Annotated in this window: 15 protein-coding genes; all 15 read right to left on the reverse strand. The window is 35.5% G+C overall.

Annotated features, from left to right (window positions below):
* The coding region (gene ccsA / locus M0Q17_RS07430; protein ID WP_295085338.1) for a cytochrome c biogenesis protein CcsA at window positions 1–2,950 on the reverse strand (2,950 nt) is incomplete at its 3' end.
* A 61-nt stretch (window positions 2,951–3,011) separates the two neighbouring features.
* Complete coding sequence (locus M0Q17_RS07435; protein ID WP_295085341.1) at window positions 3,012–3,299, reverse strand: hypothetical protein; 288 nt, start codon at window positions 3,297–3,299, stop codon at window positions 3,012–3,014.
* Window positions 3,300–3,351: 52 nt separating this feature from the next.
* Window positions 3,352–4,335 carry a HAMP domain-containing sensor histidine kinase gene (locus M0Q17_RS07440; RefSeq protein WP_295085343.1) on the reverse strand — a complete coding sequence of 328 codons (984 nt, stop codon included), beginning with the start codon at window positions 4,333–4,335 and terminating at the stop codon, window positions 3,352–3,354.
* On the reverse strand, window positions 4,335–5,597 hold the full coding sequence (locus tag M0Q17_RS07445) for a M18 family aminopeptidase (protein ID WP_295085346.1): 1,263 nt from the start codon (window positions 5,595–5,597) through the stop codon (window positions 4,335–4,337). Before M0Q17_RS07445 ends, M0Q17_RS07440 begins: the two co-directional genes overlap by 1 nt.
* Before the next feature lie 23 nt (window positions 5,598–5,620).
* Window positions 5,621–5,926, reverse strand: coding sequence for a DUF167 family protein (locus M0Q17_RS07450; protein WP_295085351.1), 306 nt, complete (start codon window positions 5,924–5,926; stop codon window positions 5,621–5,623).
* Window positions 5,926–6,237 (reverse strand): hypothetical protein, encoded by a 312-nt coding sequence (locus M0Q17_RS07455; RefSeq protein WP_295085354.1) that lies wholly within the window; start codon window positions 6,235–6,237, stop codon window positions 5,926–5,928. Before M0Q17_RS07455 ends, M0Q17_RS07450 begins: the two co-directional genes overlap by 1 nt.
* Window positions 6,238–6,246: 9 nt before the next feature.
* Window positions 6,247–9,855: a DNA polymerase III subunit alpha gene (gene dnaE / locus M0Q17_RS07460; RefSeq protein WP_295085357.1), complete on the reverse strand. Its 3,609-nt coding sequence runs from the start codon at window positions 9,853–9,855 to the stop codon at window positions 6,247–6,249.
* An 85-nt stretch (window positions 9,856–9,940) separates the two neighbouring features.
* On the reverse strand, window positions 9,941–12,487 hold the full coding sequence (locus M0Q17_RS07465) for a bifunctional diguanylate cyclase/phosphodiesterase (protein ID WP_295085359.1): 2,547 nt from the start codon (window positions 12,485–12,487) through the stop codon (window positions 9,941–9,943).
* A gap of 160 nt (window positions 12,488–12,647) precedes the next feature.
* On the reverse strand, window positions 12,648–13,214 hold the full coding sequence (gene efp, locus M0Q17_RS07470; RefSeq protein ID WP_295085379.1) for an elongation factor P: 567 nt from the start codon (window positions 13,212–13,214) through the stop codon (window positions 12,648–12,650).
* 169 nt (window positions 13,215–13,383) lie between these two features.
* Window positions 13,384–13,569, reverse strand: coding sequence for a hypothetical protein (locus M0Q17_RS07475; RefSeq protein ID WP_295085362.1), 186 nt, complete (start codon window positions 13,567–13,569; stop codon window positions 13,384–13,386).
* Window positions 13,570–13,808: 239 nt separating this feature from the next.
* On the reverse strand, window positions 13,809–14,117 hold the full coding sequence (locus M0Q17_RS07480) for a zeta toxin family protein (RefSeq protein WP_295085365.1): 309 nt from the start codon (window positions 14,115–14,117) through the stop codon (window positions 13,809–13,811).
* Between the two features lie 52 nt (window positions 14,118–14,169).
* Entirely contained in the window at window positions 14,170–14,448 is a 279-nt protein-coding gene (locus M0Q17_RS07485) for an addiction module antidote protein (protein ID WP_295085368.1), read from the reverse strand.
* 1 nt (window position 14,449) lies between these two features.
* Window positions 14,450–14,740 (reverse strand): type II toxin-antitoxin system RelE/ParE family toxin, encoded by a 291-nt coding sequence (locus M0Q17_RS07490; protein WP_295085371.1) that lies wholly within the window; start codon window positions 14,738–14,740, stop codon window positions 14,450–14,452.
* A 130-nt stretch (window positions 14,741–14,870) separates the two neighbouring features.
* Entirely contained in the window at window positions 14,871–15,500 is a 630-nt protein-coding gene (locus M0Q17_RS07495; protein ID WP_295085374.1) for a hypothetical protein, read from the reverse strand.
* 165 nt (window positions 15,501–15,665) lie between these two features.
* Complete coding sequence (locus tag M0Q17_RS07500) at window positions 15,666–16,211, reverse strand: hypothetical protein (RefSeq protein ID WP_295085377.1); 546 nt, start codon at window positions 16,209–16,211, stop codon at window positions 15,666–15,668.
* Window positions 16,212–16,270: the final 59 nt, after the last annotated feature.

The raw sequence follows: 16,270 nt of genomic DNA on the forward strand, positions 1-16,270 counted from the left end.
ATATTACACTATAGTTAAACTCACTGTAAATTGATTTTATAAATCTAAGATGAGCTACAACCGCATAAACCAAGATAGTAACAAGTGCCCAAGTCTCTTTTGGATCCCAGCCCCAGTATCTGCCCCAGCTCTCATTTGCCCAAACACCGCCTATAAAGTTTCCAAGCGTCAAAAGTGCCAAACCGACCATAATACTCATCTCATTAATTGAGTTTAACTCTTTGATGGAGAGAGAGATATGTTTTTCATTGCTTTTTGTTTTAAATACAAACAGAAAAATCGTTATAAAACCTAAAAGCGCCCCTAGCCCTAAAAAACCGTAACTAGCAGTAATAATGGCAACATGGACGCTAAGCCAATATGAGTTAAGAACAGGTACGAGATTTGTAACTTGAGGGTTCATCCAATTCAGATGCGCAACAAATAGGATAAGACCGGTTAAAACAGCAGTAGAAGCCATAGTCATAGAGGAGCGTTTTGAGAAGAAAAGACCTGCTAGGATAGTTGCCCAACTGATATATATCATAGATTCATATCCATCAGACCACGGTGCATGTCCTGAAACATACCATCTAAGTCCCAAACCAAAAGTATGCGCTACAAATAGAACTGTTAAAAACCACAAAGAAGTTTTCTCAAGCGCTTTTATGTTGAGCGCTGGTTTTAATATTTTTATAAAACTCGCTATTAATAGTATAAAACCGATTATAAAATAAAGAGGATAGATTCTTTCAAATATATTTGCATCATTATAAAAAGTCTCCGCCTTTACTCTCATATCTGAGGGAATTACAGATACGCCGTAAAATTTTTGATACTCTGCTATTTTCTCTATCGCACTACTTGCATCACTCCAATCTCCCGTATTTATAGCTTTGTCCAGAGCTGAAAAATACTCAAAAGCAATTTCTCTAATCTTAAGAGCGTTTTCCTGTGAAAATGTTTGAAGCGCTTCTATGCTTGCATACCATTTATTATTAAGATCATTTGGTTTTGGCCAAATTCTTATAAGATCCCCGGTATAAACCGAGAATGCTATATTTACTCTCTCATCTACCTCTAAAACAGCCTTGTCAAAAAGATCTCTACTCTTTGGCTCTTTTCTAGCAGCAGTATCAATATACTCTGAGAGTTTATAGCTTCTTAAATTTTGCGGATCTACAAAAAATTGAGAAAAAGAGGCATGAGTTGAATCAGTTTTTGTTCCTAGTATTTTATTAATCTCTTCATTTTTTGTTCTAATAATTTTGAGATCTTTATATGCTTCAGGCTTAGACATCATTCCTAAAATAACCTGATTTGCATTAAGAGACTCTTTTCCTATTTTTATATATGAGCCTCTGTATATCTTTGCCAAAATCTCATTTGAGAGCGTATCAAGCGGTTTCATCCTTCCCGCACTATCTTGAATAATCAACTCCCCGAATTTTTTAGCATGCTCTTTATCAAAGGAGAGCACTATTTTTATTGTCGGATCAACTTCATCTGCATAAGTCGGCGCTACACTAAAGAGTAAACCCAATGAGAGCAAGATGCCAAGAGCTTTTTGCTCGCTGGCTTTTCTTGCTCTTTCTGAGAGCTGTGCAAATCTATTGCCCTTTGAAAAAAGAGACCAAAACATACCTAATCCTAAAAGAAAGTAGCCTATATACGATGGAAGTGTTCCCGGGTCATTGTTTACAGATAAAACTGTTCCCTGTTCATCTTGATCATACGAGGATTGGAAAAATCTATATCCGCGATGTTCTAAAATATTATTCATGTATATTCTATAAGGCATATGTATCTTTTTCTCTTCATCTATCAGCTCTACTTCACTCGCATAAGAAGCAGGAGACATGGAACCCGGATATCTCTCTAGTTGAAAATCTAAAAGTTTAATCCCAAAAGGAAGTTCAAGCTTCTTTGAACCATATGCTATGTGAATATTAACACCATTGACGGTGCTGATATACTCTTTTGCTTTTCTTCCAGCTTGACCAAATACTCTAACTTGTTCTAAGACATCTGCAACTTTAACGTTAAAGATGAGCGCATCTTCTTCAGGCGACATGGACGAGGCATTTGGATTTGAGATAAGTTTCGTGCTTGCATGTTTATAAAAAGTTCTAACTACAAAATTGCTGCCCTCTGCCCCAAAAAGAGTTCTAAGCGCAACTGCACTTTTTTCATTCGGAGCAACTTCTCCCTCCAAACCTCCGTCCATTTTCATAAACTTAAGTCCAAAATCATGCTTCATAAAAAGTTCACTGTTTTGAGTATATAAAGAGATAGTAGGGACTAAAAACATCTTTTTAGAGTCAAAATCTATTGCTATGTTCTCATTTTCATAATATTCGCCTCTGCGAAGTTTTATAGATTTGCTTCCTTGGCTGTCGGTAACCATCATATCAACCATCTCAAAGCCGCCTTCTTTGCCTTCAAAATAGCTCTCTACAACATCAGGAATATACTCCGCTAACTCTACATTTACCTTTTTTTCATCTATTTTTAAAGACGAGGCAAGAGTATTAGTGTTTTTTTTAGAGAGATATACCGTTTGTTCACTCTGAATCATCTTGTCACCTACTTTAGCACTAACTATAAAGTAAGTATCTGCACTTAGCATACTGTTTGCAGTTTCGCCCTCACGAATGTGCATAGTGCCCTCAAAGCCTATAAAGCGGGTTACTGCTGCTCCAAAAAGTATAATAAGAAAAGATAGATGAAAAATAAATATAGGAGCTTTTTTCACGCTAAACATCTTGTACTTAATTATATTTAGCGTTAAGTTGATTGCTAGAGCCGCCATTAATATCTCAAACCAAAAAGCGTTGTAAATCTCTGCTTTTGCAGTTATTGTTCCATAATCATTTTCTATAAATGTAGCATAACCGATAGATGCTGCAAATATAAGCATCAAAACAGCCATAGTTTTCATTGAGCTAAGTGGCGATAGTAGTTGTTTCATAGATATCCTTTTAAAAAGGCTATTCTAGTTAAATTTGGATAATGAACTTTGATTTTCTAGCTTATTCTTCCAATTTAAATGTGATTCTAAAGTCTCCGCTATCAAGCTCTTTGGCTTCATGTGAGATTTTGAGCGGGATTCTATCATAAAGAGGAAACGGTTCATGAAAGAATACTCCCACAAGTCTATCCTTCTTGCTCTTTAATAGTGAAATTCCTATCATGGTATTTACCATAGGTTCAGGCGGTTGACATCCAGTTGCATCATACTCATAGTATGTTAATCCATCCTCTTCGTATTTGTAAAAATCAAGTGTTGCTCTTGGTACTTCTACTAACTCTTTTTTCATTTTCTACCTTTTTTTTGGCTTATTTTAACATTTTAAAACTCAAAAATAATTGTCATAAAGCAAGTTTTATCTCAAAGCCTTTTCTTTTTTCATCTAGTAGCTCAACGCTTCCACCGTGAGCTTCTGCAATCTGCCTTGAGAGAACAAGTCCTAGCCCGTTTCCTTTTACTTTTGTGCTCTTAAATGCCTCAAAAAGCTCTTTTTTATCCTCAATCATAATGCCGCTGTCATAAATGTAAAATTTATGAAACTTCTCATCCGTCTCATAAACAATCTCTATCGTGCCCTCTTCTTCCTCATCAAGCTCTATTGCATCTATTGCGTTTGTTAAAAAGTTTGAAAAAAGCATCTCAAGCAGATCTCTATCAGCATTTAATATAAATTTTTGTTGCGGAAAAATAAATGTTATATCTTTTGTGTAACCATAATACCCGATAGCCGTAACAAGTGCATCTTGAAGCTCACTCCACTTAAAAGGAGTTTTGTTTGCATGCACCCCTTTACTAAACATAAGCGTTGCTTTTACAATTCTCTCAATTTTATAAACAGATTTTTGTATCTCCTCTACAATGGGAATATTCTCAGGAATTACCCTTTTTTTCAGAGTTGAACTCAAAAGTGAGATAGAGCCTATTGGGTTTCGTATCTCATGTGAGAGATGAGCTGCCATCTGCCCCATGGTAGCGAGGTTCTCCTTTCTCTTTTGCTCTGTAATATCTGTCGCGCTAAGGAGAAGTTTCTCTTTATATGAAGAGTTTTTTATAAGATAGGATTTTGAGTTAAACTGCACCTCGTAGTTATCATTTTTAAGCTCTAAAAGTCCAAAAAGCGCATTTAACGATTTCGCTTGAGAGTTTTGTAAAAAAATCTCCCCATTTTTATCTAAAATCCAGATGGCATTTGGCAAAAATTCAACAATCTCCTCTACGGTACCTTGAAGATGAATATAAGAGGCTTTTAGCTCGTTAAACTCCCTCTCAACCTTATATGTCTGCTCAATTAAGAGGCTTAACTCCTCTGGTGTAATGCCGGGCATCAGTCACTAAATCCCAAAATAATTTTATAAAGACTATATGCATCATCACTTCCGCAAAGCTCTCTAATGGAGTGCATCGCAAAAGTCGGAAGTCCAACATCCAAGGTGTCAATTCCTAGTCTTGTTGCCGTAATTGGACCTATTGTTGAGCCGCAACCCATGTCGCTCCTTGTAACAAAGTTTTGAAGTGGCTCACCCAGTGAAGATGCTACATTCATAAATCTTGAGATTGTCTTTGAATTTGAAGCGTAACGCTGAGAAGCATTTACTTTTACGACAACACCTCTGTTTATAAGCGGTGCGTGATTTGCATCATGCTTTGATGGGTAGTTTGGATGGATGGCATGTGCATTATCCGCTGAGATTAAAACAGATGTTCTTATGAGCTGCATATACTCCTCATAATCGCAAAACATTCTTCGAAGCGTGTTTTCTAAAAATGAGCCGCCTGCACCTGATGCGCTCTCACTTCCAACCTCTTCATGGTCACTTGCGATAAAAAGCATCGGTTTATCTTCGGCTACACTGCAAATAGCGAGCATTGAGACATAGCAGCTAAGAAGATTATCAATCCTCGCACTAGCGATAAAATCATCATTTAAGCCTACAAAAGATGCCTTTTGTGTGTCATAAAAATTAAGCTCGCTTGCATAAAGCTCCTCCGCATCGCAAATACCCTCTTTTTTAAGTTCCTCTTTTAAAAACGTCTCAAAATCAAAATCATCGACCATTGCCAAAATAGGAGATATGTCGGTTTGAGCATTTATACTCTTCTTCTCATTTACCTCTCTATCAAGATGGATTGCAAGAGAGGGGATGATGGCAATAGCTCTTTTTACATCTATAAGCGCATCTCTGATGCTGTTTTTAGAGTCCAAATATGATATGCGTCCCGCCAAAGAGAGGTCTCTGTCAAACCAAGGATTTAAAAGCAACCCTCCATAAGGCTCAACTCCGAACTTTACAACACCATGCTCTTTTATAATAGGATTTGGTTTTAACTTTAAGTTTGGCGAATCAGTATGCGCGCCCACCATTACATAGTTTTTGCTCTTTTTGGGGTACGAAAAAGCTATTATGGATGAGTCATTGCGGGTAACAAAGTATTTCTCTCCCTCAATCAACTCCCATCTACTCTCCTCATCAAGCCTTGTAAAACCAGCATTTAAAAACATTCCAGCCATATTTTTCGTAGCATGAAAAGGTGTCGGTGAAGCATCTAAAAAACCTAAAAGTCCTTCGTTAAAATCTTGTTTGTTCATAAAAATATCTCCTATTTCTTTTTTCACTCAAACTCTATACTCTTTGGAAGCTTTTTTGGTGCTTTTATACGAAGCTGTTTGTGGATGCTTTCACGCCCGTAAACCACCTCAAAAGCTGATGTGCTTACGCCAAACTCTTTTGCCAAAAAAGCCACCATATAGTCAGTTGCCTTTCCGGCTACAGGCTGAGCTTTTACGCTTACTTTTAGTTGGTTTGCTCTTACTTTTCCTATAACATCTCTCTTTGCCGCAGGCGTTCCTAAGATGTTGATAACAAGAATATCCCCCTGCCACTCATAAAACAGATGCTCTAAGTTTTTTGCCTTCATTAGAAAAACAACCAAACCAAAAGTGCTATGCCGATGACAAGGTTAAGATAACTCACACCCTCTTCAAAGAGCATCAACAAAAGCTCAAAGTATTTTTCTTCTAAAAAATTTTGAGGCTGCAACAGCTCATTTTGCGCATACCCAACTATATCCACACCCCAAATGTAAGCAATAATTTCAGGAACAATAAAAAAGAGAATAACTCCGCCAATGCCCCATAAATTTTTTTCAGGCTTCATCGAAGATAGCGCCTTTTTAGTGTTTTGATTTTTGAGTATTTCTCGTGTTTTTGTTTTTATCTTTTCTCTCAATTAAAACTCCTATGAAGCAATAATGTCCACAAACTCATTCCCTTCTAGCGCAGTTAAAATTTTACTATCAACTCTTATTGCCGAGTCGATTACTACATTTTGAAGTTTTGAGATTATGGTAATTTTTAGCTCTCTGTTTCCGGGATTTTGTCTTACTATGTTGTACAAATCTTCTAAAATTTTTGTGCTCTCATCTAGTCTTATGGCAAGGTTTATTGGCTCAAGAGGATGTTCTCTTACCTCTTTTTTTGTTTTTTGCGTCTCTTTTTTCGCCTCTTTTAGCGTCATTAGCTTACTTACACCGATTCTTGTAAACATCTCAGTGTGAGTTATTTTTGCTTTGATGGCTATTGGCTCATTTAGATTCATCTCTTGAAGCTCATTAAGTTTATCAGAAAATAGCATCACCTCTATATTTCCGTGAAAGTCCATAAGACTGACTATGCCAAACTGATTTCCTTTTTTGGAAGTTTTTTTGGTTATCTCTTCAACTTTACCTATAAAAATAGCATAAGAGCCATCTTTTGCACTCTCTATCTCTGAGGAGAGTGTATAGTCAAGCTCATCTATTTTTTCTCTATACTCATCAAGTGGGTGCCCTGAGACGTAAAAGCCCAAAGTCTCTTTTTCAAACTCTAAAATCTCCTTAAGCTCGTACTCATCGGTGTTTGCTAAGTTAAGTTCAACATTTGTTATCTCCTCATCATCTCCAAAAAGACTGCCGATTGCATTTTTTCTAGCCATTGAGGCATCTTTTGCGGTATCTACAATCTTCTCTATCTGATCTAAAAGGGCTTTTCTTGAAAAACCAAATCTATCAAACCCGCCCGCTTTTATGATTGACTCGACAACTCTTTTGTTTACCTTTGAAGGCTCTATTTTGTTTACGAAATCTTGAAGTGATGTGAAATTACCGCTCTCTTTTCTGGTTTCTAGTATCGATAAAACAGCCGCTTCACCTACTCCCTTTATAGCTCCAAGACCAAAAAGAACAATCTCTCTATCATCTTTTGTAATTGCAGAAAATTCAAGCTGTGAATCACAAATATCTGGAGGAGAGAGCTCTATTCCCATTCGCTTAGTTTCATCTATGTAGCGTACGACTTTATCGGTGTTATCTTTATCTGAGGTCAAAAGAGCTGCCATAAACTCATTTGGATAGTAAGTTTTAAGCCAAGCCGTCTGAAAGGTAATCATCGCATAAGCCGCTGAGTGCGATTTGTTAAAACCGTACCCCGCAAACTTCTCGATTAAGTCAAAGAGCTTAGACGCCTCCGCATAATCTAGCCCCTGTTTTTGCGCTCCGCTTGCAAACTCATTGTTATAGACGGACATATCTTTTTTCTTACCCATAGAACGACGGATAATATCGGAGTAGCCAAGAGAAAAACCGCCGACTGTTTGAACTATCTGCATAACCTGTTCTTGATAAACGATGACTCCGTAAGTATTTTTAAGTATAGGCTCCATGCTCTCAAATGTGTACTCTATCTTCTCTCTGCCGTGCTTTCTCTCGATAAAGCTATCAAGCATTCCCGACTCCATCGGACCTGGACGATAGAGTGCTAAAACCGCGATTAAATCCTCAAAACTGTCAGGTTTGAGACGCTTGTTCAAATCCTGCATGCCAGAACTCTCTATCTGAAACATTCCTACTGTGTTTCCACTACGAATGACATCATAAACCTTTGTGTCATTCTCATCTATCTCATGCCAGATAACCTCTTTGTTGTATCGAAACTTTATAAGTTTTATAGCATTATCAATTACATCAAGAGTTTTAAGACCCAAGAAGTCAAACTTAATCAAATCAACATCTTCAAGATAATTAAGAGAATACTGTGTTACAAAAACATCTTCGCCTGATGGCTTGTATATTGGAGTTTTTTTCCATAGCTCCTCATTTGAGATAACCACTCCCGCAGCATGAATCCCCGAGTTTCGTTTGAGTCCCTCTAACTTTTTTGCAAACTCCCAAACTCTTGCTGCATTTGCATCACCTTGTATAAGCTCTTGAAGTTTTGGCTCTTTTTGAAAAGCTCCTGCTATAAACTCTCCATTTTTCTCTTTGCCGTTTAGTGTTATTCCCAGCTCATCGGGAACAAGCTTTGCCATCTTATCAGCCTGAGAGAGCGGCATATCCAAAACTCTAGCAACATCACGTATAACCCCTTTTGCCAAAAGCGAACCAAACGTGATAATCTGCGCAACCTGATTTCGACCATACTTGTTTACTACATAGTCTATAACTTCGCCGCGACGAGCCTGCATAAAGTCCATATCTATATCGGGCATGCTCACACGCTCCGGATTTAAAAATCTCTCAAAGAGCAGGTCATACTTCATCGGGTCGATGTCTGTAATTTGAAGTGAATAGGCAACTAAACTTCCAGCAGCACTTCCACGCCCTGGTCCAACTGCAATACCCATCTCTTTGGCAACTTTTACAAAATCCCAAACGATTAACATGTAGCCGGGAAATTTCATAGAGTTGATTACATTCATCTCAAACTCTAATCTATCTCTATACTCTTGATATTTCTCTTTTGCTACATGTTTTAGCCTATCTTCTAATCCAAGTCTGCAGCGGTATATAAAATACTCAGCATCATTTTTATCAGCTGCACTCATGCAGGCTTTTATCTGCTCTTTTGTGGCATTCTCTTCAAGCGCTTCGTCATCTTTATTGTCAATATCAAGACCGTCTGCTCTTGCATACTCTCTTGTAAATTTAAAGTTTGGAGGAATCGGGTCGCCTAGTTTTAACTCTAGGTTGCACTTGTCTGCTATCTCTTGAGTGTGCGTGATGGCTTCGGGAATATCTGCAAAAAGTCTTGCCATCTGCTGGGGGCTTTTTAGATAAAATTCATGAACAGAGTGACGCATACGATTTGGATCATCATAGAGTTTATTCATCCCGATACACATAAATGCTTCATGATACTGTGCATCACCTGGGAATGTGTAGTGTGTGTCGTTTGTAGCAACTACCTTTATATCTAGCTCTTTTGAGAGCTTTAGTACCTGCTCATCTATAAAGAGCTGATCGCCTATCCCATGACGCATAAGTTCAAGATAAAAATCATCCCCGAAAATCTCTTTATACTCCAGCGCAACTGCTTTTGCGCCCTCATATCCAAGCGCTCCGTTTTTTAGGTTTCGTTCGTTTGATAAATTTAGATGCCAGTTAACCTCACCTTGAAGACAGGCAGAGCTGCATATCAAACCATCAGAGTGCTCACGAAGCTCTTTTTTGTTTATCCGTGGGAAGTAGTAAAAACCATCTATAAAGGCTTTTGACGAGAGATACATAAGATTTTCATACCCCTTTTGGTTTTTGGCAAAAAGGCAGATATGGAACCTCTGTTTAGTGCTTTTGTCATCAAGCGTCTCGCCGTTATGGATATATCCCTCCATTCCGATAATAGGTTTTATATCGGCAGCTCTCATCTGCTGGTAAAAATCTATTGCGCCAAACATGTTTCCATGGTCAGTCATGGCAACGGATGTCATCCCGAGTTTTTTAACCTGAGATACAAGATTTGTAAGTTTATTTGCACCATCTAGAAGAGAATACTCTGTATGAAGATGTAAGTGAGTAAATGGTTGCGCGCTCATAGCATTGACCTATTATTTTTTAAATTTATTATAGTAAATTTGATATTAATAGCAGGTTAGCACACAAGCTCTTTTTTTTAAACCATTAATTAATCGTAAAATTGTTCTGTGGTCTTCCTATGTGAAATCCTTGAAGATAATCAACTCCCATCTCCTTGAGTGTTTTAACTATCTCTTCATCCTCTACATACTCTGCAACCGTTTTGACATTGAGTTCCTTTGCAAGCGTAAGGATACTGTGAACAAAAGCTTTATCTTTTTTATCTTTATTGATATTTATAATAAACTCCCCGTCGATTTTAAGGTAGTCAATCGGGAATTTTTTAATGTAATGAAAGGAAGAAAAACCTGAACCGAAATCATCTATAGCAAACTTGTAACCTGCCATCTTTAAGTTCATTACAAATTTTTCTAGCAAAGAGAAATTTTTAACGGTTTCTCTCTCTGTTATCTCAAAGACAACATTATCTTTAGATATATCATACTGCGTTATAAGCTGTGTTATAGAATCTGCATAATTACCTACTATAAGAGATTTAGGGGATAAATTTATAAACAAAATCCCCTGATAATTTTCTGCTTGCATCTTAATAAAAGCATTTTCTATTACCATCAAATCCATGCGGTTTATGATACTCATGCTCTCTGCAACTTCTATAAATTCATACGCTGAAATCACTTTGCCATCAACTTCAATTCTCATAAGAAGCTCATGTATCTCATTTTTACCACTAATAGTGGTCTGAATCGGCTGAAAATATGGAACTATACGATTATTTGTAACAGCATCCATAAGAAGCAAGGATTTTGCTTTTTGTTCTTTTATTACAGAGACGATATCATCTCCCGAGGGAATCATAATGCTATTTTTACCATCTTCTTTAGCCTTATACATCATTCCATCCGCTATTACAAAAAGCTCTTTTTGCGTTTTTGCGTGCTCGGGATAGATAGATATTCCTATAGAGACGGTAACACCGACATAACTTCCATCGGTAGCAAGTAATCTGAAATCCTCTATAGTTCTAGCAATCTTGTGAGCAACCCCGAGGGCACCCTCTATCCCGCACTCAGGTAATATCAAGGTAAACTCATCGCCACCGTAGCGTGAGAGTATATCTTCATTTCTTTTTGATTCTTCAAGAACTCTAGCAAATTCTTGAAGATACAGATCTCCAAAAGCATGTCCATATCTATCGTTAATAGGTTTAAAATTATCACAATCTATAACCATAAGCGCAAACTCATATCCATGAGCTGATGCACGTTTTATCTCATACTCTAAAAAGTCGACAAATACACGTTGATTGAACAGCCCCGTTAATGGGTCATGTGCCGCATAATATTCTAAATCATTTGTATATTTATTTATAGCTTTAACTGAACCGACAAGATTTGCCATAGTTGTTAAAATACTATCTATTACTATATGCTTTATAGGATCTGCTGCCATCTCTGACTGCACGCTAAGCCCTACAATTCCACCTATTTTTGGAGTATCTAAAAAGAGAGATTTTGTTCTGTATGCGAAATTTCCATAGTCTCTTACCGTAATGCAGCGATTGTACTCAGAGACATTGTGACGAACCGTATAATCGGTATAGCCTAAAAAGTGATTGCTTGATTGAACCGACTCTCTTACATACTCTTCAAATCTCACTTTTACATCAGCATCAGGAACACCGAACCAAAAAATATCGACTTCAAACTGATCATCGCCTATTCTAAAAATAGTCATAAGCGTATAAGTCGGCATAACCTTATTTATATCTACTAAAAGTTCATTGATAAAATCTCGCCAATCTTGAACAACTTCTGTAGTTATGATAAATTTATCAAGTAGCTGCACCTCAAACTCAAGCAGATCTTTGTCAACCGCTATTGTTTTTAGTTTTTGAGCTAGTTCATTGACGTTTAAAATAATCGCATTAATCTCCTCAAATCTTGAATCTATGTCAGCAGAATTAAACTCTTTAAAATCTTCCATGGAGTTAATATTTTGAACTTTTTTGTTAAATAGCTTAAGTGAATCAGTGATTTTTGATGATGTATATCTTGATACTAGAAATGCCGTAAGCACAAAAATAGGAAGAACAATTAAAAAAAAGTAGACATAATCTAAAAATGTCTCTTTTATAATCTCCACAAAATTTTGTTCAACATCTATAAGCCCTAGCGTGTCCCCGACAGTTGCATTTACATGACAACTTAAACACTCCTGCTTTGCATTTAATGGTAAAAGACTTCTGATTTTACCCATATTTATAATGGTTAATTTCTCACCGCTTGCTAAAACAGAGTTTGCTAAATCATCCTTGGGATTTTCCTTTACATCTCCAAAGAGTTCATTGATTTTATCTGTACGATAGATATTTACAGAGTAATAACTCTCATCAAAATTCTCTTTTATTGAGTGCATAAAATCATTTAAATCTTCTCTGCTCCACCCTTTTTTCATAACCTGATACATAGATGAAAAAATTTGATTTGAGACAGTATTTGCATTTTTAATGGCATTTTCTTGTGCAAGTGTTGTGTGAAGATAGGCTGTAAAAAGTAGGACAACTATAAAGAGGGAAGACAGAAGAACAATATTGATTGAAAATATAAAATTTTTAAGTGTTTTTGGCATTATTTATTCCGTTAAATTATTTTTAAAATTACTAAATTATATCTATTAATTATTTTTTTTAACTTAAGTTATATATAAAAAAAATAGCTTATTAGTATAAATATTTCAAATAATAAAGCGCAAAAGGAAGTTGATACGAGAAATCTCGTATCAAAGAGGATTATTTTACTTTTTCTAGGTACTCACCATCTACTGTATTGACTTTAATAGTGTCGCCCTCAAGAACATGGTAAGGAACTTGAACAACCGCACCAGTCTCTAGAGTTGCAGGCTTTTTACTTCCGCTTGAAGTGTCACCCTTAAAGTTAGGAGGAGTATCTGTGATTACAAGCTCCATAACCTCAGGTGCGCTAACTGAGATTGCTTTACCTTTGTAAAAAACTATATCAACATTAATTCCATCTTTGAACCACTTAGAAGCATCATCACACTGCTCATAACCAAGTCCTAACTGCTCATAAGATTCATTATCCATAAATTGGTACATCTCACCATCATCATAAAGATACTGCATAGTTTTGTATGTTATCTCTGGAACTTCAAACTTATCGCCTGCGTGAACAGTCTTGTCAACTATTTTACCATTTAAAAAACTCTTTGCTTTCATACGAACAAAAGCTGCACCCTTGCCAGGTTTTACATGTTGAAACTCTACTACTCTACAAGGAACTTCGCCTACTATTAAACGAACACCCTTTTTAATATCACTCATACCTACGGTTGCCATCAAAATTCTCCTTAATGGTGTAATTATTTTATTTATTTTAGTGAAACTCTACTATAAAGATGCAAATATCTAGTTTAAGCTTCCTCTAAAATGGGTAAGTAGAGATTTTACGCACTGATTACTAACCTTAACACCAAAGCCAGCAATTGCATCCACAATTCATTAATATTTAGTGATTAGAGGTATATAAAGTAAATTGTTTTCGTACTCTCTCCTCAAACAAAGCAACATTTTCAATCATACTATCTGCTTTTTTGATAAGCTCTTCTTGCTGTTCACTCATCTCTTTCATAGCCTGCTCTATAAACTCTTTTCTATTTTCTGGCTTTAATAATGGATTTATTGGTTGTGTCATATTTAATCCTTATACTTAGGTATTATCTCTTCAAAGCTACTATAGCTTATATCTTGATAATATTGATTAGTTCTTTTATCTATAATATTTAAAATTATGTCATCTGGAAATAATTTTTTAATTTTAGAAGTTGTACTTCTTGATTTTGTAACACTTTTGAAAAATACATCCTCTGGTACACGCCTATTTGTAACAGATTCTCTTTTCTTGATATATAAAAAGCATTTTTCCAAATCATTTTAAATATAAAATATTTCTACTTTATAATTTTGATTGAGTAGTTTTATCATATTTTCTTTAGCAGTTTGAAAATGCGACAAGTTTGAATCTACTACAAAAGATAAATTTCTAACTTTTATTATTTCATCAAATAAAAACTGAACACCATAACTCGCAGGCTTTTGAAATAAATCACTATTTTTTCCATCATAGCCCATAGGTCTAAAAAAGTCTCTTATTGTATCAATATCTAAATGTATATTATAAGCTACAAACTCAAGCAGTAGCAAAGCTGTGAAGAAGATATAAATGGATAAGTTGGGTTGCATTCCAACTTTTACTCATTTTTTATTGGTCACAACCCATTTTTTAGTAGAGTTTTTACGCACTCGCTTCTAACTTAACACCAAAACTATGAAGCACTTTCATAATAGTTTCAAATCTAGGCTTTGAGCCTGCTTGAAATGTTTTATATAAACTCTCTCGTCCAAGCCCAGTATCTTTAGCAATTTGAGACATACCTTTTGCTTTTGCAATATTTCCCATAGCTTCAAGTAATTCATCTGTATCTCCATCAGCTAGAACTTGACTTAAATACTCTGCTATCATCTCTTTGTTATCCAAATATTCAGACAGATCAAATGTAGTTAATTTATTCATTTTAAAGCTCCTCTTTTATATGTTTAGCTTTTGCTATATCTTTGCTTTGAGTAGATTTATCTCCGCCTATAAGCAAGATTATAATCTCATCACCTTTTTTTGTATAATAAACTCTATAACCTGGTCCAGTGGTGATTCTAAGTTCAAATATTTCATTGCCTACCGACTTACTATCTCCAAAGTTACCACTCTTTATTCTCTCAACTCTACGGATAATAGAAACTTTCCCTTGCAGATCTTTTAACTTATGAAGCCATTTGGAAAATATCTCTGTTTGTTTTATTATGTACACCTTAAATTGTATCCTTTTAGATACTAAATGTCAATTTAGTTTGATTTCGATTAATGAAATTTCTGTTTTTTTTTGCATCTTGCAAATACCTGGGGTATGCTAGATGCTACATTCATAATATATTCTCGTATTAAGATCTCGTATATAATTTGTAAAACTCTTCTAGCAGTCTCTTTGTCTCAGACTTAGGAGCTTTATCGTTGAACATCTTTTCTAGTGACTGGGCAAAAAACTCATTATTGCTAGATTGTTTTACTTCATCACTTACATAAGCCATAGCTTCTTGTGGTGAAGAGAGATTGTTAACGCTCATCGCTTTTAGTAGATGTTCATCTCCAGTATGACCAAATACAAATATAAATCTTGATTTTTCATCTTCACTCATATTTTCAACAAACTTATCTAGCATATTTAAAGCTTTATCATTTTCTTTTAAAAACATTCCAAAAGTATTTGACTTATCATTGATTGCATCTAGCCAACGAGTTGGTATATTTGTTAGTTCTGGTTTTGTATCATCTTTGTTATCTACTTGCTTTTTATTCTCAATAGCTAAGAGTTTTTCTAATGAACTAGCTTCTTTACTATTTTCATCAAGCAGTACTTTTATCATCGCTTGTTGCTCTAGTGAGGAGCTATCATCACTTGCTTTTTCTAAACTCTCTTTATACTCTTGAAGTAACTCTTTTTTATAATCATGGAGCATTTGTGCTATTTTAGGTTTTGCTTCTTCTGAATCGCCCTCTTGCTTAAGCAACATCTGCTCATATTCATCTACTTTATTTTGGATGTCATCTTTGATTTTTGATGATGCAAACGAGATAGATTCTTTTGAGTATAAATCTTCTAAAAACTTATCTATAACTGAGTCTTCTTGATTTTTTGCGTCAAAAGATGCTTCACTATTTTTATAAATACCTAAAAATTAATTCATTACATCGATTAGCCCGATGTTATCAACACTTCCATTTTTTTGAGACTCTTCTATAAATGTTTCAAATCTATCAATGGTAGAATTTTTACTTGTATCGATAGAATCAAACTTTTGTCTGTCTATGGTTTGTGTAGTATGATTAGCTTTTATGCTTGTCATAAACTCAAGTTCAAGTACGCTTTTTATTTGAGATTTCTCAATATCTGTTTTACCCTCAAGAGCTTTATTTAATGCTTTATTTCCCTCTTCATCGAGAGACTTTATAGATCTCATCCCATGCCAATATGAGAGCTCTTTTCGCTCAACTTCCGACATATTGTCATAGTTCATAGCTAGTAGAGTTTCATATCTAGTAGGCTGTTGTTTTTGAGTTATGAGTTCATAGAAATGTTCTTTTGATTCATAGCCTTGAGAATTATCTTGATGTTCAACTTGACCAGTACCTCCTAATTCATAATTAGTAGACTTCACATGAGATTGAGGAGATCTGAGTTTAGTGTTATTATATTGAGTTTGTATTGTTGATGTTACATTCATGATTTATCCTTTGTATTCATTTCATCAAGTACAGAGTTGTCAAATATTTTATCTCCGTA

Origin of the sequence: Sulfurimonas sp. (genome assembly GCF_023229105.1) — a bacterium.
GTDB lineage: Bacteria > Campylobacterota > Campylobacteria > Campylobacterales > Sulfurimonadaceae > Sulfurimonas.